Consider the following 18,588-nt stretch of genomic DNA (forward strand, 5'->3'; position numbering starts at 1 on the left):
ATAGCGCTTACATGATATAAAAAATAAGAAATGTTTCCAAAAACTTGTACTAATGTTGACTGTTTACTATAACCCTAAAAGGAGGGATCTAATGTACAGCTCATTGCCAAACGATATCAGCATCTTAATCAACAATGATAATTTAAGTTCGGAATTCAATATTTGTGAAGTTGGATATGAAAAATGTCGCTCAACAAAGCCTACGGAGTATGCTCCAATCAACTATTGGGTCATTCATTATTGTGTTGCAGGAGAGGGATTTTTTTCAACACCCTTTTCCCCTGAAAGAAAAATCACCGCTGGAGACTTTTTTATTATTCCTTCAAATTGTAAAAATGTGTATTATCCTAATCGTGAGGACCCTTGGCAATACAGATGGATCGGTTTTTCTGGAAAACTAATGGACTATTATCTTTCAAAGTTAAACTTGGATAAGTATAGCTGTGTGATTAGTCATTCTTTTGATCATCGGATAGATACCCTTTTTCAAGATATTTATGATGCATTTAAAAAGGATAATCATTTTCGCACAGTTTCTTCTTCCTTCATTCTATTCGATACTATCGATAGAATGAACTTGAAAACTGATAATACATCACAAAGCGAACAGCTTTTTAGAAGTATTTTAAATTATATTGATGACAATATGACTGAAGATCTCAGCGTCAATCAAATTTCAAAAGCTAACAGTATTGATCGAACCTATCTTTACAAACTATTTCAAACATATAAAAGTATCGGTCCTAGTGAATATATTCAGGATTTGAAACTTCAAAAAGCTTGCTCATTATTACGAAAAAGTTCGTTGTCCATCACTGAAATATCTTATGAAACGGGCTTTTCTTCTTCATCGTATTTTTCCAAGTTTTTCCATTCTAAATTAGGTATATCACCTTCGACCTATCGTAAAAAATTTATCATTAATTAACACCGTAAAAAAAGCTGCGGAAATTTTTCGCAGCTTCTACTTATTTCTAGTCTAGCTAATGATACGTCCATTTATCGGTATATAACGAAAAACGCTCTGTAGTATCAGCCTCAATACTAATTAATAATCAGCAATAACGATATTGACTTGACAATTCCCTATATTGATCAAATCACTAGTGTTGCAAAGATTTTCCAACTAGCTTAAATCTTGATCTAAAACTATCCAAGCACAAAAAAAACTTTATACTACTCTCAGATGACTTATCCAAGACCAATACAAGGGTCTCAAGCGATGATTTATCTGAGAAAGCCAAAAGATCAATCGAAAACTTTGATTATTATAGTAAGAAACTAGATTTTAAAACAACACTCAAAGTACTGTTCACGCGGTTCACGAAGAACTACCCAGTTATCGAGAAATCGGTCGAACCTTTTTAGAGCACCGGCTTTACAAAAAAATTGGGCTGGATTCTCTTTGTCACAGTTCACTCTCACAAAAAAAGTGAGTTGAACCAAGAAGTGTTGATGAAAATTTTCATTAACAAAGTCTCCAAGGAAAAGCCCAGTTCTAAAACGACCAGTCTTCAACTGATTGATTCAACAACTACCTCATTGAATAAGACCTGCTTTCCTTGGGCCAAGTTTCGTAAGACAAAATCTGGTATCAAGCTGCATCTGAATCTCTGTTATCTTGATAAGGATAATCAGTATCCCGAACGATTCACAATTACTAATGCCAGCAAACCAAGTAGTGAATTCTTCACAATCTTCAACGGAAATGATACAAAAATCTATACTTATTTGAATAGTACTGGAAATATTGTTTTGGCTTTTACTTCGACTGAACACAGTGGTCCTTATACGTCAGTTGTGTTGCTGCAAAGGAATATTTGGGTTAAACCAAATAAACCTGCGGGATTGCCCGTAGGTTTATTTCGTTCATCTATTTAGTTGCCAACTGTTTCTTCAACAATGTTTGGATTCTGGCCAATTCTTTTGGTGGAAGATGTTGATAGGAAACTTCATTCTGCATGAATCCTTCGCCTTTGGCTTGTTCAGATTCTACTTTATTGAAAGCTGGACGATATTTTCTTGCTAATAGTTCGGCATTCTTGAAGCTGACATCGGTCTTAACATTGCTGCCCAGACTTGCCAATATCTCTTGATAGCTGCCTAGTCCTTTGATACTGACCGTCTGCCTCATGATCCCCATAATCACTTGTCGTTGACGGGCTTGCCGACCATAATCGCCTTCTGGATCATCGTATCGCATGCGGACATATTTTAAGGCTCTGCTTCCGTCAAGTCGCTGCGGCCCTTTCGAAAAATCAGTTCCTTCATAGGAGAACGCAAAAGGATTTGAAACATTGATGTCTCCCACTGCATCAACTAGCGCCTCAATTCCTGCCATATTGATCGATACATAGTAATGGATCGGTATATCCAATAATTTTTCTACCGTCGCGATCGTCATAGCGGTTCCTCCGAAAGCATAGGCGTGATTGATCTTATCCATTGTTTGGTGGCCGACGATTTCAGCATAGGTATCTCGTGGTAAACTAACCAGCAACGTTTTTTCTGTTGCCGGGTTAACTGTCGCCACCATAATCGTATCGGAGCGCCCTTGATCCGTTCGATCTAAAGCGCCCGTATCTACTCCTAAAAGTAAAATACTGAAAGGTTCTTTCTGTTTCAGATCAACCTGCGTAAGGTTTTGTGCTCGCTTGACTGGCTCATAGGCCTCATCGGTTGTTTCCTTCACATCATAAAGCACCTTTGCGCCAATCGCTGTGATCAATAGAACCACCACCAGCAGCATACTCACCAACATGAGCAGAATCTTTTTCAGTCGCTGCTTTTGATTAGGACCTTTTCTGTTTTGCTTTTTTCCCATTCATTCTCTCCATAGTTATCCAGTATCTGCACCTCATTGAAAAGCCTGTGCCAGTATATCGGCAATCCGCTCACTTGCATGTCCATCGCCGTATGGATTCACTGCTTGAGCCATTTTTTTGTAAGCAGCCGGATCTTCCAGCAATGCTAACGTTTCCTGATAGACCGTCGCTTTTTTTGTACCAATAAGCTTTAACGTACCCGCTCGGATTCCTTCGGGGCGTTCGGTTGTATCTCGCAATACCAGCACCGGAATTCCAAGTGATGGCGCTTCTTCCTGAACACCACCAGAATCAGTCAGAATCAATTCACAACGTTGAGCAAAATTATGAAAATCAAAAATATCCAGCGGCTCGATCAGTTGAACGTTCGCTATATTGCCGAGTTCCTTTTTCGCCAGCTTTCGAACTTGCGGGTTTTTGTGCATCGGAAAAATGATCTCGACTTCTTTTTTCTCCTTTGCTAACTGCGCCAAGGCTTGAAAAACTTCGGTCATTGGTTCACCAAGATTTTCTCGACGATGCATCGTTACCAAAATGCGAAACTTACCATTGTTTGGTAAACAAGGATGTGAATAGTCTTCATCAATCGTATATTTCATCGCATCGATCGCAGTATTCCCCGTGATGAAAATCTGATCTTCTTGATGATTTTCCTTCAGTAGATTGACTGCACTTTCTTCTGTGGGCGCAAAACAAAGATCTGACAAGGTATCTACCAATTGACGGTTCATCTCTTCTGGAAAGGGGGAGTATTTCTTCCAAGTACGCAGACCGGCTTCAACGTGTCCGATGGTGATTTGTTGATAATAAGCGGCTAAAGCGGCCGCCAAAGTGGTAGTGGTATCGCCATGAACCAACACAATATCTGGAACATCTGCTTGCAGGATCGGTGTCAGTCTATCAATGATCCGCACCGTCACATCGCTCAAGCTTTGATTTTCCTTCATGATCTTCAAGTCATCGTCTGGTGTTATCTCAAAAAAATTCAGTACCGGAGCTAGCATATCTCGATGCTGCCCAGACACAGCGACCTTTGATTGAAAACGCGGGTCATTTTCTAAGGTCTTGATTATTGGTGCCATCTTGATTGCTTCTGGTCTCGTACCAAAAATCGATAGTACTTTTATTGGCATATGTATCTCCCTTTTATCCAAGAATTTGTCCGTTACAACAAAGAATCTTGAAGAAGAGTTTGAACACTCTTCTTCAAGATCTTCAAATTTGGTACATCAATCAAGCGAATTGAGGATCTAAATAATAAAAGATCGATTGTGTTTTGCGTAATAACGGTCAATGAAAAAAGCTATTATTTTAGGTCCCATGTTTTAAGAGCTTTGTCTGCTGGAGCATATTCCAATTTTGTTGGTTTTTCTCCTGGCTCAATCAAATAATACAATTTGCCTTTAGAAGCTTTTTCCGGCTCTACTACACCGCCGAAAGCTTCCATTTCCTCAGTTACGTTGTATGTTTTATCCTTTTTATCTGTCACTAAGCGAAAATCAATCGCCCCGATGCCTCTATCTTCGGTACCAATATTTTTATACTCCACGGTAAAGGTAATCAGCTGCTTTGGTTTTTTAGCTTCGTTGACAGATTCGCTGCTAGATACTTCAGTGATTTTCATTTCAATCCCATCCGCTGTGAAAGGTGTGTTTAAGCCATCTTTTACTGCGACTTTAGCAACTGAGACCGATGTTGCTCCGCTGTCCTTCGTTTCCTTGTCGCCAGCTGAACTGCATCCAGTTAAGATAAAACAAACTGCAATGATACTCAATAATAATTTTTTCATTCAAAATCTCCGTTCGCTAGTTCACTTGAACTGTTTTTCTATCTAATTCAATTCCATCTGGTCCATAGGCCACTAGATAAGCATTGTCGCCTTTTTTAATAGCATTTCCAACATAGTAGCTGAAAGTACCATTCTTGAAGGTTCCACCTACTGAAACTAACCCATTATTTACATAAAGACGCGCTTGTTTCACATCGCCTACATAAATACCAGTAACCTCAATAGCACCAACAGTGTAAGTATTTGGTGAAATGGTCCCTTTGTAAGAAGAGCTTGTGAAAGCAACCTTCACATTTTCTTGCAGCAACACATCATCTGTTCCATAAGCATTCATGGTAACAACGTCGCCTTCTTTGATACTGCTGCCAACATAGTAAGTGAATTGACCGTTTTTAAAGGTTCCGCCCCAAGAAATAACATTGCCGTTTACAGATAAGCGTGCTTTTTTCACATCACCTGTATAGGTTCCTGTGATTTCTCCGTTGCCGACTGTATATTGACTTGGTGTGATTGTTCCTTTTTGTGCAGGAGCTTGCTTGATAGTAACTGCATTGTTTTGAGAAACTAATGCATTATTTTGATCATAACCGTTGATAAATACGCTGTCGCCGGCTTTGATTCTTGATGTTCCTACCCAGTAAGTGAAGCGTCCACCGCTGAAAGTTCCACCTAGAGATAAAACAGTTCCGTTAACGATAACTTTGGCTTTTCTCACATCGCCTGTGTACGTTCCAGTAATGTATTCATCACCCACAGTGTAGCTGTCTGCTAACATACCTCCAGAGGTTGTTGATTCTACTTGAACCGTTTTGCTGTCCAACTCATTGTCTTCCGAACCAAAAGCAACTAAGCGAACATTGGAGCCTTTTGAAATAATATTTTGTCCCACGTAGTAAGTGAATGTGCCATTCTTAAAGGTTCCGCCTTGTGAAATCAAGTTGTTATTAACATACAGTTTAGCTTTCTTCACATCACCCGTATAAGTTCCAGTAATTTCGACATTTCCAACAGTGAATTTATTCGGTGTTATCGCTCCTTTTTCTTCTGGTGCGGCAACGATATTAACTTTATTATTTTGACTTAACACATCACCATCTACGTCATAACCATTGATTAAGACACTATCACCTTTTTTAATGGCGTTTTTGCCAACCCAGTAGCTGAATTCGCCATCTTTGAAGGTTCCTCCAAGTGCAAGAACTTTGCCATTAACAATAACTTTAGCTTTCTTCACATCACCTGTGTACGTTCCGCGAATATACTCGTCACCGACTGTGTAGTCATAAGCGGACATCGTTCCACTATAATTTGAAATAACTTTGACCGTTTTCTCGTCTAATTTATTCTTGTCTTTATCGTAAGCAACTAGTACTACTTTAGAGTTTTTCTTAATTAGTCCAGTACTTACTTCATACGTGAATTTGCCGTCCTTCAAGGTTCCGCCGCTAGATACTAAATGTCCATCAACATAAAATTCAAGATAAGAAACTTTGCCTTCGTACGTACCGGTAATCAGACCTTGTCCGACTGTATAGTCGCTAGCTACGATTCCATTAACGCTCTCTTTGACTTCAACTTCGATATCCTTCGTAGTGATTCCTTTGTGGTTGTCTTCTACTGAATAAGTTATAAAATATTTACCAGGAATATTGGTATTTACGTTGTTCGATTTAATATTAATTTTTGACGTTAAATCACCATCTTCTTCATCATGAGCGGTCACGCCTTCTAATGGATTGAATGGTTCGCCTTTTTCGATCACTTTGTTTTCAGCATTGATGACTGGCAAAGTATTGGCCGCTACAGTAACATCAATCGTTTTAGTTGCTGATAAACCATGACTATCAACAATTTTATAAGTCACTGGGTAAATTCCAGCTACATTAGACTTCACTTGATTGTCAATAATGGCAACATTTTTCGTGATATCGCCATCCTCTTTATCAATCGCTGAGACGCCCTTCATTGCAAATGCGCCACTGAAGTCATCACCTAAAACAATTTTGCGGTTTTCAGCAGTCAATACAGGTTTTTCAGTCCCATAAGCTGGATCGATTTTGGCATATTCTAAGAAACCGCTAGACTCTTTTCCGCCGCCAACAGTCCAATCAATAATGTTATTGTCTTGTGTCAAGGCAGTGTTAAAATGATATTTACCGTCTAATGAGTTTGGAATCCGAATTTCTGTGTCTGTTACAAACCCACCTAGATCAATGTTTAATGAACAATAAACATGTGGAAACAGCCCAATGATTGTTGTAATACTTGGATTTTGAACGATTAATGAACAGCTTTCAGGATCCACTTTGACATCTGTAGATTTGTATTTATAAGATTTAATAGGAATCCCAGCATTGTAAGCCTTCATTTCCCCGGATATATAATTGATAAAACGTGGGTCTTCTAATAAAGGTTTGAATTCATTTGGTAATTTGACTTGGTAATACGTTTTATCCGCAATTCCGATATTGGCTACTTGTGTGATATTTAAATCAACGGTCAAAATACCTTCTGTCTTTTGATTATTGATCACCAATTCTTTATTTGTAGACGTTTTTAGACCAATTTTCCCCCAAGCAATCAACCCAATATCCATTGGCATAATTGGACTTGCATCTTTTTGTTCACTTGCCGCTTCAGGCGCTTCAGTACTTTCTTCTGGTACTTCGCTCGTTGGTACGGCTTTTGATTCCTGTGTTTCTTGTTCTGGTTCCGTACTTGATTCTGGTGCTGCCTCAGGTAAAGCATCTTTAGCTAAACTATCTGCTAATTCCGGAGATACCTCCTCCGTTGCTGGCGTCTTTTCTTCAGCTAAAGCCATAGCAGGCATTAACCCTGTATTCAACAGCATCAAGCTGCTGGCACCGATTGTTAATAATTTCTTTTTCTTCACTATTTTTTCCCCTTTCTATTTTCCCTTTTTTTATTTAAAACCACCGCGTATTCATCCATCACCCCCTAATATTTGTAGTATTTATAATTTCCAGCGCTCATCGATTTCGCTCCGTTGTACACAAAGCCAATCAAACGGGCTTGCGACCGTTCGAGCAAGGTTTTACACTTCAGCAAATTATTGCGTTTCGTCCGATTTTCCCGAACGACTAAGATGACGCCATCAACCTTTGAAGAAAAGATTTGAGCGTCCGTTACCACCAGCAATGGCGGTGAATCAACGATAATAAAATCGTACTGGTCCTCTAATTGCATAAAAATCTCGTCTAGCCGACTTGAATTCAGCAGCTCTGAGGGATTCGGCGGAATAGGCCCCGCTGGTAAAAAATCTAAACTTTTTACTTGTGTACTTTGAATCGCTTCCTCCGGTGAGATTCGAACATTACTTAATAACGTGCTTAAACCCTTGCTTTGACTAGAGACTAAACTGAAAAATTTGCCCGCGGTCGCACGTCGTAGATCCCCGTCAATCAGCAATACCTTTTTATTAGTTTCGGCCATAACCACCGCCAAGTTCGAAGCGAGTGTAGTCTTTCCTTCTTCTTGTTCGGTTGATGTTACTAAAACGAGCTTTAAAGGGGTGCCGGCTGAAGAGGCGAATTGAATACTGGTGCGAATATTACGGTATTGCTCCGTAATTGGTGAAAATCGATTTTCGATCGAAATCAGTCGTGTTTCTCGTTCCTTCATATTGACGCTCCTCATTTAGACTCTCTTCCGTTGCCTTCTGGACACACGAAGAGAATCTTCTGATAAGTTTTTTTTCAAAAGATCTTTATCTTTGGCAGACATTTTCATATCCACACTGGTCGTATAAGGGATCATCCCTAATGCGTTGGTATTAAAAATTTCGTAGACCGCCTGCTCTGATTTAATTGTCTGGTCGACACTTGCTCGCAATAGTACGAATAGAAAGCCGACCATCCCTCCGATAAATAAGCTCAACACTAAATTCAATTTATGATTTGGCGATATCGGTGATCGAGCTGCTGTTGCTTCAGTAGTAATCGAGATTTCACCTGGAATTTGACTCTCTGCTAAGGCTTCTTGAAATACCTGAGATGTCGTATTGGCTAAATAGGCCGCTAATCTTGGGCGGTCACTCACTGTTCGGATGGAAAAAAAGAGTGACTCCTGCTGCTGTTCTAAAGTGATCGCTTCTCTTAATTGACTAAGCGACATGCTTTGATTTTGTTCTGCCTCTACCTTTTCTTGTACCTGACCCAAGACGAGATCACTTAATACAAGTTCCTTATACGTTTTCACCAACTGTAAATTGGCTGTGATCTCGTTGGAAAGATTTTCTTCAGTCGATTTTGTCGCAGCGATCATCTGAGTCTGGGAACTGTATTGCGGAGTGATCCAAAAAAAGGAAATATATCCGCCGATTAGTACCCCCGAGATACTGCAAAAAATAATGATCGGTAATTTTTCCTTAATTGTTTGGAACAAAAAGGATAAATTGAATTTTTCATCCATAATGATTGGTTGCCTCCGATAATTTATGTACTGGTTTAATAAGCACCGTCGCGTGTGATAATTACCAGCAAGGTTTTAAAGATAATCTGTACGTCTAACAGGAGACCGCCTTTACTTAAGTAGCTTAAATCTAGTCGAATCATCTCTTCAAAATGAAGATTGTTGCGGCCGCTAACCTGCCAAATACCTGTGCAACCAGGTTTTACCAATAAACGCAAACGGTGATACGATGTGTATTGCTCTACTTCATGAGGCAAAGCTGGTCTAGGACCAACAATCGACATGTCTCCCTTTAAAACATTTACCAGCTGCGGAAACTCATCGATACTAAATTTGCGCAGAACACTTCCGATCTTAGTGATTCGCGGATCGCATTTCATTTTGAACATGGGACCTTGTATCTCATTCTTTTCCATTAATTCTGTCAGTTGATCTTCGGCTCCTACATACATTGTTCTGAACTTATATAAAACAAAACACTTTCCATTCAGACCTACACGTGTTTGGCTGAAAAAAACAGGCCCTTCTGGATTTTCTAGTTTAATCAGCAAAGCAACTACTACGAATGGAATTAAAAGCAGCATCAGACCAAACAGACTGATTATAATATCCATGGCCCGTTTTACTCTGCCTAAAAGGAACTCGGAAACACTTAAACGCGTTTGTATTGATATAAAAATCTCCTCGATTGACGAGTTGTTCTCATAAATGTTATTCATCTTCTCACTTCCAAAGGTCGGTAAAAGTCCCGATGTATTTTTCTTTATTTCCAAGCTGTTGTTTCTTTAGAATAATTACAGCTAACAAGATAATAATAGAACAGAAGACAATGGACGAACCGTCAAATAATTGACGATTTTCTGAAATTAACTTTCGGGAAAAAGCCGCTTTTATTAACCAAATGATCGTTTCTCTTCTTTTTCTTTCAATTTTTGTTTATTTTTTGCCTTTTTAGCGATATTAACGTGTAGATCGTTTCTCAAATAACATGATTACCTTAGGAAATTATCTTTTCCCTATGTTCCGATTTGGATCAGGTGGTAAAAGTCATCTGAAATTTGATATCCTCTTCCCCAAGCGGTATTGATCGGATTGCATTTCACACCATTTTTTTCGACCTTTTCTTTGATATTACGCACACAACTGGATAGCGCGGTCATTTTCGAGCTCGTCACACCCTCCTCACGCCACAGTTTTTCACAAAGCTCTTGCCGTGAAAGGTACTGTCCTTGATGCTCGTGCAGACACATTAGTAAGACACTCTCACGATTAGAAAAGCCAAAATTATACAGCGGGTATTTCTTTTGTTCAGGTCTTTCCTTTCTGGAGACATCACCTGATAATTGCTCTGTTTCTCTTGGAGTAATTGTTTGGCAAAGCTCACGAATCTCTTCTAACGAGGCATTTACTCGAATCCATCGATCAATGACATGCTCTGTTTGTTCCTCTTCGGTACTCTTCGTAAAGTCACTTTCGTACTTTCTGATGATCATCGGCACATGATCGCGAATGCCTAGTATTAGATCAACGATCTCTTGATAAGCGATCGTTTCACTTAAAATGACCGCATCAAAACACGAAAGCAGCTGCGTGGTTTCCTGACTCATCCTCTGACATTCGTTTACTAAACACGTGCTGCAATACACTTCGTAATTTAATTGCTGGAGCTTGTTCTGAAAAATGGTTTCGGCTAATAGATTTTGGGTTAAAATTAATACTTTCATGCTGTATCTCCTTAGTGATTAGATTTTTTTGCGGCTAATTGATTGATGCTTCCGACGAATTCCTGATAGTAGCGTTTCTGCGAATGTTGTTCCCTCTCTTTGACGGCTTCTTTACTCAATCGATCACGAAATGGATCGTCATGGATAAGCTTATCCAACCCTGCCGCAAACTTTTCAAGATAGTGCTGATCGTAATCAATCAACAGTGCACTCTTCTCACTGATGTACTCTGGAATTCCGCCTATTTTTGTGGCGATTACGGGAATACCCATGGCCTGGGCTTCCACCGCTGAAAGGCAGCAAGTTTCATGGAAAATCGACGGTATCGCGCAAATGTCCGCAGCTTTTAGATAGTAAGGAATTTGCTCTTTTTCAATATATCCAGTGAAACGTACATCGATAGGAAGCTCTTCCGCCTGCGCGATGACCTTTTTAAAATAACTATCTTTTTCACCCGAACTGTAGGTTGTGCCACCTAGAACTAAGAGCTTCACATTTTCCAAGGAGTCGATTCGATTCAATGCTTCTAGCAGTAGGTGTACACCTTTGGTCTCTGTGATGCGGCCGGAAAAGATGATAACTCGATCGGTTTCATTTAGCTGGAGCTGGGACCTCACCTGCTGTTTTTCCTTTTTATTTACTGGTTGAAATTCTGTCAGTTTTATTCCATTATTCACGCGATAAAACTCCGGCCAATTCCCTGAATTAGTTATTATTTGAGTTTGTTGATTGAGGAAATCGCAGACAGACAAGACACCGTCCAGTTGCTGCAAAATTTTCTCCCCTTGATAAGTTTGTGTATTCAAGTAGTCGTTGTGTAAATACACCGCCAGCTTGCCTGTGTAAAAGGAACGAATCGCAGAAATTCGCTCTGGACAATTCATGTCGATCAGACAATCTACATTTTCTTCCTGTAAATACTCTTTTGTTTTTACGATTAATTTTGGGTACGGAATCAGGTTTTTTCTTTTCCCGGTTGCTAACATTCTACACTTGTTCCAACACTTTTGTATGAACCACCAAAGCGGCCGCTTTTTTGTTTCCACCGCTATTACTTGGGTATGTTGATGGGTTTGATTAAACCTAGAAATGGTGGGATCGTCTGTGGACACTATGATCAGCTCTAACAATTGCTGTTTTTCGTTTTCTTCTATTAAAGAAACTAACAGGGTTTCAATTGCCCCACCCTTGACTGCTGGAACCGGCAACGCGCCATAAGTTAGCAACAATACGCGCAGCCTCTTCATTTAATTTTCTCCTGTACAGTTAAGTAGACAAAATAGAGATTTTCGAAAATGTAACGTTTATACAATCGCCGCGGTTCCTTCATGAATCGGTGCAGCCATTCAAACCCACTGCGTTGCATCCAAGCCGGAGCTCGCGAAATTTCACCGGACAGCACATCGAAGCTGCCACCAACACCCATAATCAAATTGGCATTCAAATCGTTTTTATATTTATTTACAAACTCTTCCTTATAAGGAGAGGTCATCCCGATAAACAGCATATGTGGTTGGCAAGCGGCAATTCTTTCCACCACTTCCCTCTCCTCTTCCTGCTTGAAATAACCATGATGCATGCCGGCGATAATCAATTTAGGATATTGCTGTTGGATTGTTTCCAATAATTTATCTAAGATTTCTTCCTTGGTCCCAAGGAAATACACCGTAAATTCCAACGCCTCTGCTTGCTTGAGCAGCTCCGTCATCGTATCGATGCCGGTGACCCGATCGATCTTTTTCTTTTTAAGCCAGTGACAGGCTCGAACAACGGAATACCCATCGGCACTAACCATGTCCGCCTGCTGAATAATTTCTCTAATCTTGACATTGCGGCGGCTAAGAACGACCTTGTTGGAATTCACTCCGATATGCTCGATAACTTCATCTCGTTGAATCCGGTCAAGTATTTCCGCCACGGTTTCCTCTAAGTCTCCGTCATCAATCCGAAGATCAAATAGTTCAATTTTATTCATCTCAACCTCCATAGTTACTCATTCTGCTCCTTGAAACACACAGATAGATGCGAGTCGTCATTTTTATCATTTTGGGAAGAAATCAACAGCAGCGATTAATCCCAGGATCAGTAATTGGCTAGCCATCAAAAGCGGCTTAGAAAACGGCTGCCATTGGTTCAACACAGTCTGAAAAATCAACAAACAGAATTGAAAGCTCATTTTTTTGGTAGATAAACGAATGTTCATTAAGCGATTCGTCTGTTTTTTCCGTAAATAGAAAATGATGAAGAAGCCCAAAGCTGAGGCCAAGGAAGCCCCATTAATACCGATCAGCGGGATCAACAGGAAACTGGCGATCAAGTTCACTGCCGCACCCACCAATGAAGTCGTCAATACTCCTTTGGTTTTCTTGACCACAATGTACGTTGTTCCGAAAAAACCCGAAACGCAGGAGAAGAAATTGCTTACCAGCAGCAAAGGAATGTATGCTTTAGCAAAGTAGAATTCCTTCGACAACAGGATTGAGGCCAAAGGATCTAAAAACAGCAGAATCAATCCTGAGAAAAATAGCAGCAACGTACTATAGTGATTGAAGACCTTTTGATAGAAGCTGCCAGAACCCTTTTTGTGATAATTTTCTACCGCTGATAACTGCCAAGCCTGGATAAAGATCGAACCGATCACCGATAGTAGATTAGGAACTTTACTGGCCGCCGCGTACATCCCATTACTGGACACACCAAGGAAAAAGGTCATAATAAAGCGGCTAGAAGTCGTAAGAATCCACCACATCGCAGAGTTTGGAATCAAAGGCAAGCTATAGCCGATCAACTGCCTTCTTTGCTGAGCGGTCGGTTGATTTACTTTTGTAAACCATGCGCTCATAGGGATATTGATCAATAAAAAAATTAACGATAGACTATTTGCCAGAACGAGTGACCAAAAATAAGCCGTTAGCATGTTCGTCATTTGTCGAAAGAAAAAAACACCAAAAAGTAAGGTCAACAACGACAACAGAATCCCGTTTGCGGCATAAATTTTCAGCTTTCCGATTGCTTTGAGGTATTGCATAAGGATTAATTGAACCGATTGCATCGCTAACAGAACAAAACTTAGAAAACCCACATTGGAGGAAACACCCCATTGCGGTCCAAATAGATAAACACCCGTCAGAAAAACTCCTGTCATCCCTAGTCCAAGCAAATTTATTTTCATCGCCGTGTTTAACCAGTTCTCTTTTTCTCGCTGACTTTTACTATCCAGAACAAAGCGTAAAACACCCTCTGAAACACTGAGACTAGTGATCGGCAGGAGAAGATTAACTGTATTGATCAACAGATCCGCCGTGCCATATTCACTTTTTGTTAGATAAAAGGTATAAAAACCGACTAAGAAAAAAGTAATCAGTTTGCTGCCAAAACTACCGATAGCGAAAATCAACGAATCATTGAACAATTTCTTGTATTGATTCATGGATCTACCAAGCTTTGTCGAACCGCGTCAATCAGTTGATGATTCACCTCGAAGGCTGCTCGCATCTGATTTTTACACTGATTCATCTGGTTCATTTCCTGTGCATTGTTCACCAATTTTTCTTCAACCTTTTCCGCTATGTAGTCTCTTTCGGACGCCAAATCCTCAATCATCAACACATCTTTTTCCAATCCAAGATTTTTGAACATCTCGACAACCTTTTGCTGCCACGACAAACCGATGATCGGCACATATTGTGACACGGCTACAATCATGGAGTGCATTCGGGTACCAACGACTACATTCAACGTCTGATATAAACCTAGCAGGTCGTCCTTGTCCTTAATGAAAGCGACATCGACTTGAGGATCTTTTTGGAAGTCAGAATAAAGGGCCTCGATTGTCTCGTAATCCTGTACTTCAGAAGAAAATAGAATGATCTCTCTTTTGGAGCCGGATAGTTGCTGGATCAACCTCCCCATTTCCTCCAAATAGCGCTGATAAGCCTTGTATGAACAGCCGGTAATACGATAATCAATCACGCAGATCCCAATTCGCTGTTGCGAACCTTTTTGAGTTTTCAATTGCTCAAATGGCAGCTTTGCCGGTAAAAGAAAGACCGGATCGACCGAAGCGTAGGCTGCTGAATGATGAGCATTCTTTAAATAATCCAGTGAACGGCGATCTCTAAAAGTCACATAATCGCACTTTTTTAGCGTATCAATAGCGGCTTGCTCCTGCTTTTCTGTAGAAAAAGGGCCGATTCCTATCGAACTGACAACTATTGGCACCTGATGCTTTTTTGCCAAGGAAACTACTCGATCAAAACGTCGGGCAGAGAGTGTCGCTGGTGACGAATCGAATATCGCGTTTCCACCACCAATAACTAAGAAATCGGTCTGCTTTAAGGCTGTTTCGAACTGCTGAATAGTTGTCGGGTCGTACATCCGCTTTCGTGATCTACGCCACTTCCCTTTACTAATGATATTTTTCATAAATGGCATCGGCCGCAAATATTTGTAATATAACTCATGGCTTTTCGAACGTCGGACCAGTTCCTGATTGATCGTGATTTGCGACTCCTCGATGAACTTGTAGCTGTATTTCTTCGTTTCGATGCCGATTAATAATTGCTCTGACAAGGTTTCCGCTATTAAACGATCACCGATATTTGAGCTGTCAATAAAACTAACTAGTAATGCTTTCAAACCAGACACTCTACTTTCTTTTTTTTATCTATCATAAAAGTCCACGATTCCAAGAGGCTCTGCCTCTACAAGTTTCTGAAGTGTTTCTGGTGTTCTCAGGAACTTTCTTTCACATAAGTAAGACCAAATAAAGCTAGAGGAGGTACTGAAAATGAAACTTATAAAAAAAACTCCAAGTACTAATCTGAATATATCCGGCGTTCGAATCGTTTCGACCGACTGTGCGGAAAGTAGGAATACCTTTCGTGGCAACTGACTATTCTCCACTATTTGGGGATAGCTCTTACTCAGCCTCAGTGCGATTTTTTGGCTTTGTTCTGGACTATCTGTCGTCACATTTACCGTGAACAACTGCGAGTTGATGCTGCTGGTTACAGTTAAGGCGTTCAAAAGCGACTGTTTGCTTTGATGGGGATGTTCTTTCTGCAATTCCTGCAATACTCCATCACTTTTCACCAGTTCCTTATAGGTTTCGATCAGCTTTATATTGCTGGCTACGATCGTATTTTCCATTTCTTGCTCATCTGTTCCGTCGCCTGCCTCAACGGTTTGTTCTGTTACAGGCAATAAAAAGGAGACTTGGTTGGTATATTGAAAGCCATCTAGAAAAACGAATCCGGCACAACCAGTTGCCATGCAGCATAACGTCATGACCACGATCGTTTTCCAGCGCTGCCATAGAAATTGCAAGAAATCCTTGAATGAATACATGACTAACTCCTCTCCTTACCCAGATAATGATTTATAAACGTGCTCCCAGGCTTGAAGATAAGCCATAATCGAAAAATGATCCTCGATCATCTTTTTGGCATTCGTTGAAAATTGCTGGCGTTTCTCGCTAGAAGCAAAGAAGGAACGAATCGCTTGCTCCATTTGATCGACATCACCAGGTTTCACAAGAAAACCATTTTCTTGATCCTTTACTACTTGACCAACACCGCCAACATCCGTCGCCAAGTTTGGGATACCCGAAGCCATCGTTTCCAAGATTGCCATCGGTATCCCTTCATGATAGGAAGGAATAAGGTGCAGACTACAATCCGTTAACAGTTCTTCTTGATTTGTTGTCCAGCCATGTATCTCCACATTGGTGCAACCGAGCTGTTTCATTTTTCCAATGATTTTTGGCGTGGTTTCATCTGTATCTCCATAAAGATGGAATTGAATATCCGGCAGATCATCTTGGACTCGCTTCGCGAGTGTGAGAATGTCATGACTGCCCTTTCGCTCACAGATGCGACCAAAGGTTAAAACATTGATTGATTGTGCGTTATAGCAGTTTTTTTGTGGAACAAAAACGGCATTATTTATCACGATCACCTTCGTCGTAGTCAGCTTTTGGTAATACTCGGCCCACTCCTCACCTAATGCGACTATCAAATCCACTTTATTCAATATCCGGCGAATGTAGCGTCGCTTACTGACAGACGATTCTTCGTAAAACTGATCAAAGTTTGGCGCATGCATGTGAAAAATCGTTTTTGTTCCTTTTTGCGTCGCCTTCAGCAGCAATGCTTTTCGGTAAAAGCTGGCATCCTGCGATACGTGGAAATGAATGATTGCTTCCTCTTGTCCTCCGGTATCGATAAGCACTCGACGAAAAGCTCGCATCGCATAGCGCAATTTGCTCTGTTCTTTCCATGAAAAGATATACTGTATCTGCCAGTCTTGATTTTGCGGAAAGTAGTGAATGAAATTCCGAATTACCGTTGAGATACCACCCTTTCCCGAACTTTCTGGTCCTACCATTAATACTTTTGTCATGTCTGCTCCTTTTTTATTTCCTGAATGAGCAAGCACATAAACCCAAACACGGTCGCCGATAACGCCGAGAAAAAGACATGCCCCACCAAGAAACTATAAATAATCGTAAAAAGTAGTAAGAATACACAGAATTTATTCACACCTCGTTGTACCGCCAGATTCAGAAAATAGCCCATCACTGCCAGCAAAACTAAGGTCCCGATAATTCCATAAGAAAAAAACATATCGAAAAAATCCATCTCGATTAATCCGCCTTTTCTGCCATACCAGTTCCAACGATTCTCAAAACCCGCACCGAACCAAAAAACATATTGATTCTTAGGTAGCTGTAAAAAGTTGGTCACTGCATCCTGAAAATAAACATTTCTTGAACTAAGCAACAATCTCGGCAGATCATCCTGATACAGTGTGCGAAAATAGGAAAATCGTGCGATAATACTGGACAAAGATTCCAGCAAAAGTTCTTTTCCCTTCATCAGCAGGAAAAACAGCAATCCTAACAGAAATTCAAAAATAAAGAATTGTCCATACAACGTGTGGCTCCGATAATAAAAAAGAAAATAGAATAGTAAATAGATGGAATAGAGAACCCCTGTCAGCAACCCCGACTTTGTTCCTAAGATCAGCAGACAATACATATTAAGGAAATACAGGGTTACTAAACCACCTGCTGGGATCACTCGTTTCTCCCGCTGAATCAGAAACCAGCCGATGAAAAAAAGCATGATCAAAAAGGCATAAGCAATGTCGTTCGTCGCAAAATAGAAGCCTTTAAAACCAGCCGTATCATCATAAGTACTATTTCCCAGACCAAACAGATACGGAATGATCAAGCCGGCAATTAACAGGACATCCAACATAATCGTTAACCAAGCCAATTTCTTAGTGGATAGATACTCCTCATATTGTTTGCCGAAAAAAGGAATCAACAGGCAGAGAAAGAAGCGAATGATATAAGACAGCTCTTCTACTAATAAGGAAAGTCCTGTTTTAAAGAAAACGGTTTGAACGATACAAATGATCGACAACGAAAATAACGTAACAAGCAGCAGAATATAATCGCCCGACCGTTTTATCCCTTTCGATAAAACACCAAAAAAAATATAGGCAATAAAAACGATTCGATAGACAGTTCCTAATGGAATGTTATTGCCATAAGAGATAAACACTCCGTTGAAAACATCTATTAAAGGAAAGAGCATTATTAACAGCAAAAAAATATTTATCTTTATCCGATCGACCACCATACATCTCCTTCCACTATTAGAAATAGCCACATTCGTCATGTAACTAACAAAATATAAGTTAATAATAATTCAACAAATAATTAACTAAACATCTTTTTTTGTTAATTACAGGTCGGAATTTGACAGGTAAACTTTAAGATGAAAGTATAAAATAATAACCATAAAATAAA

At 40.0% G+C, this 18,588-nt stretch carries 17 protein-coding genes; 2 read left to right on the forward strand and 15 right to left on the reverse strand.

Annotated features, from left to right (window positions below):
- Positions 1-91: 91 nt before the first annotated feature.
- Together IGI38_RS14025 and IGI38_RS14030 are read left to right on the forward strand one after the other, a co-directional pair.
- Positions 92-928, forward strand: a complete 837-nt coding sequence (locus IGI38_RS14025) for an AraC family transcriptional regulator (RefSeq protein WP_438731622.1) — start codon at positions 92-94, stop codon at positions 926-928.
- Positions 929-1,455: 527 nt separating this feature from the next.
- Complete coding sequence (locus IGI38_RS14030) at positions 1,456-1,881, forward strand: hypothetical protein (protein ID WP_438731625.1); 426 nt, start codon at positions 1,456-1,458, stop codon at positions 1,879-1,881.
- Here IGI38_RS14030 and IGI38_RS14035 read toward each other — a convergent pair.
- From IGI38_RS14035 to IGI38_RS14105, 15 genes are all read right to left on the reverse strand, one after another.
- A complete protein-coding gene (locus IGI38_RS14035) occupies positions 1,874-2,824 on the reverse strand; it encodes an LCP family glycopolymer transferase (protein ID WP_438731628.1) in 951 nt (316 codons plus the stop codon). The genes IGI38_RS14030 and IGI38_RS14035 overlap by 8 nt on opposite strands.
- A gap of 33 nt (positions 2,825-2,857) precedes the next feature.
- Positions 2,858-3,958: a non-hydrolyzing UDP-N-acetylglucosamine 2-epimerase gene (gene wecB, locus IGI38_RS14040; protein WP_438731631.1), complete on the reverse strand. Its 1,101-nt coding sequence runs from the start codon at positions 3,956-3,958 to the stop codon at positions 2,858-2,860.
- A gap of 173 nt (positions 3,959-4,131) precedes the next feature.
- Positions 4,132-4,614, reverse strand: coding sequence for a DUF4352 domain-containing protein (locus tag IGI38_RS14045; RefSeq protein WP_010741462.1), 483 nt, complete (start codon positions 4,612-4,614; stop codon positions 4,132-4,134).
- A gap of 16 nt (positions 4,615-4,630) precedes the next feature.
- Positions 4,631-7,507 carry an immunoglobulin-like domain-containing protein gene (locus IGI38_RS14050; protein ID WP_438731634.1) on the reverse strand — a complete coding sequence of 959 codons (2,877 nt, stop codon included), beginning with the start codon at positions 7,505-7,507 and terminating at the stop codon, positions 4,631-4,633.
- Between the two features lie 65 nt (positions 7,508-7,572).
- Positions 7,573-8,256, reverse strand: a complete 684-nt coding sequence (locus tag IGI38_RS14055) for a CpsD/CapB family tyrosine-protein kinase (RefSeq protein WP_438731637.1) — start codon at positions 8,254-8,256, stop codon at positions 7,573-7,575.
- Between the two features lie 15 nt (positions 8,257-8,271).
- A complete protein-coding gene (locus tag IGI38_RS14060; RefSeq protein WP_438731640.1) occupies positions 8,272-9,045 on the reverse strand; it encodes a YveK family protein in 774 nt (257 codons plus the stop codon).
- Between the two features lie 35 nt (positions 9,046-9,080).
- Positions 9,081-9,764: a sugar transferase gene (locus IGI38_RS14065; protein ID WP_438731643.1), complete on the reverse strand. Its 684-nt coding sequence runs from the start codon at positions 9,762-9,764 to the stop codon at positions 9,081-9,083.
- A gap of 297 nt (positions 9,765-10,061) precedes the next feature.
- Positions 10,062-10,769: a helix-turn-helix domain-containing protein gene (locus tag IGI38_RS14070; protein WP_438731646.1), complete on the reverse strand. Its 708-nt coding sequence runs from the start codon at positions 10,767-10,769 to the stop codon at positions 10,062-10,064.
- 11 nt (positions 10,770-10,780) lie between these two features.
- Positions 10,781-12,016, reverse strand: coding sequence for a glycosyltransferase family 4 protein (locus IGI38_RS14075; RefSeq protein WP_438731649.1), 1,236 nt, complete (start codon positions 12,014-12,016; stop codon positions 10,781-10,783).
- Positions 12,013-12,744, reverse strand: coding sequence for a WecB/TagA/CpsF family glycosyltransferase (locus tag IGI38_RS14080; RefSeq protein ID WP_438731652.1), 732 nt, complete (start codon positions 12,742-12,744; stop codon positions 12,013-12,015). The genes IGI38_RS14075 and IGI38_RS14080 overlap by 4 nt, the downstream gene beginning before the upstream one ends.
- 66 nt (positions 12,745-12,810) lie before the next feature.
- On the reverse strand, positions 12,811-14,199 hold the full coding sequence (locus tag IGI38_RS14085) for an oligosaccharide flippase family protein (RefSeq protein WP_438731655.1): 1,389 nt from the start codon (positions 14,197-14,199) through the stop codon (positions 12,811-12,813).
- On the reverse strand, positions 14,196-15,416 hold the full coding sequence (locus IGI38_RS14090) for a polysaccharide pyruvyl transferase family protein (protein ID WP_438731657.1): 1,221 nt from the start codon (positions 15,414-15,416) through the stop codon (positions 14,196-14,198). Before IGI38_RS14090 ends, IGI38_RS14085 begins: the two co-directional genes overlap by 4 nt.
- A 15-nt stretch (positions 15,417-15,431) precedes the next feature.
- Entirely contained in the window at positions 15,432-16,118 is a 687-nt protein-coding gene (locus tag IGI38_RS14095) for a YveK family protein (RefSeq protein WP_438731660.1), read from the reverse strand.
- A gap of 15 nt (positions 16,119-16,133) precedes the next feature.
- Positions 16,134-17,171, reverse strand: a complete 1,038-nt coding sequence (locus tag IGI38_RS14100; protein WP_438731663.1) for a glycosyltransferase family 4 protein — start codon at positions 17,169-17,171, stop codon at positions 16,134-16,136.
- A complete protein-coding gene (locus tag IGI38_RS14105) occupies positions 17,168-18,418 on the reverse strand; it encodes an O-antigen ligase family protein (RefSeq protein WP_438731666.1) in 1,251 nt (416 codons plus the stop codon). Before IGI38_RS14105 ends, IGI38_RS14100 begins: the two co-directional genes overlap by 4 nt.
- Positions 18,419-18,588 lie beyond the last annotated feature (170 nt).

It is taken from the genome of Enterococcus sp. AZ128, assembly GCF_051714485.1.
Lineage (GTDB): Bacteria > Bacillota > Bacilli > Lactobacillales > Enterococcaceae > Enterococcus_A.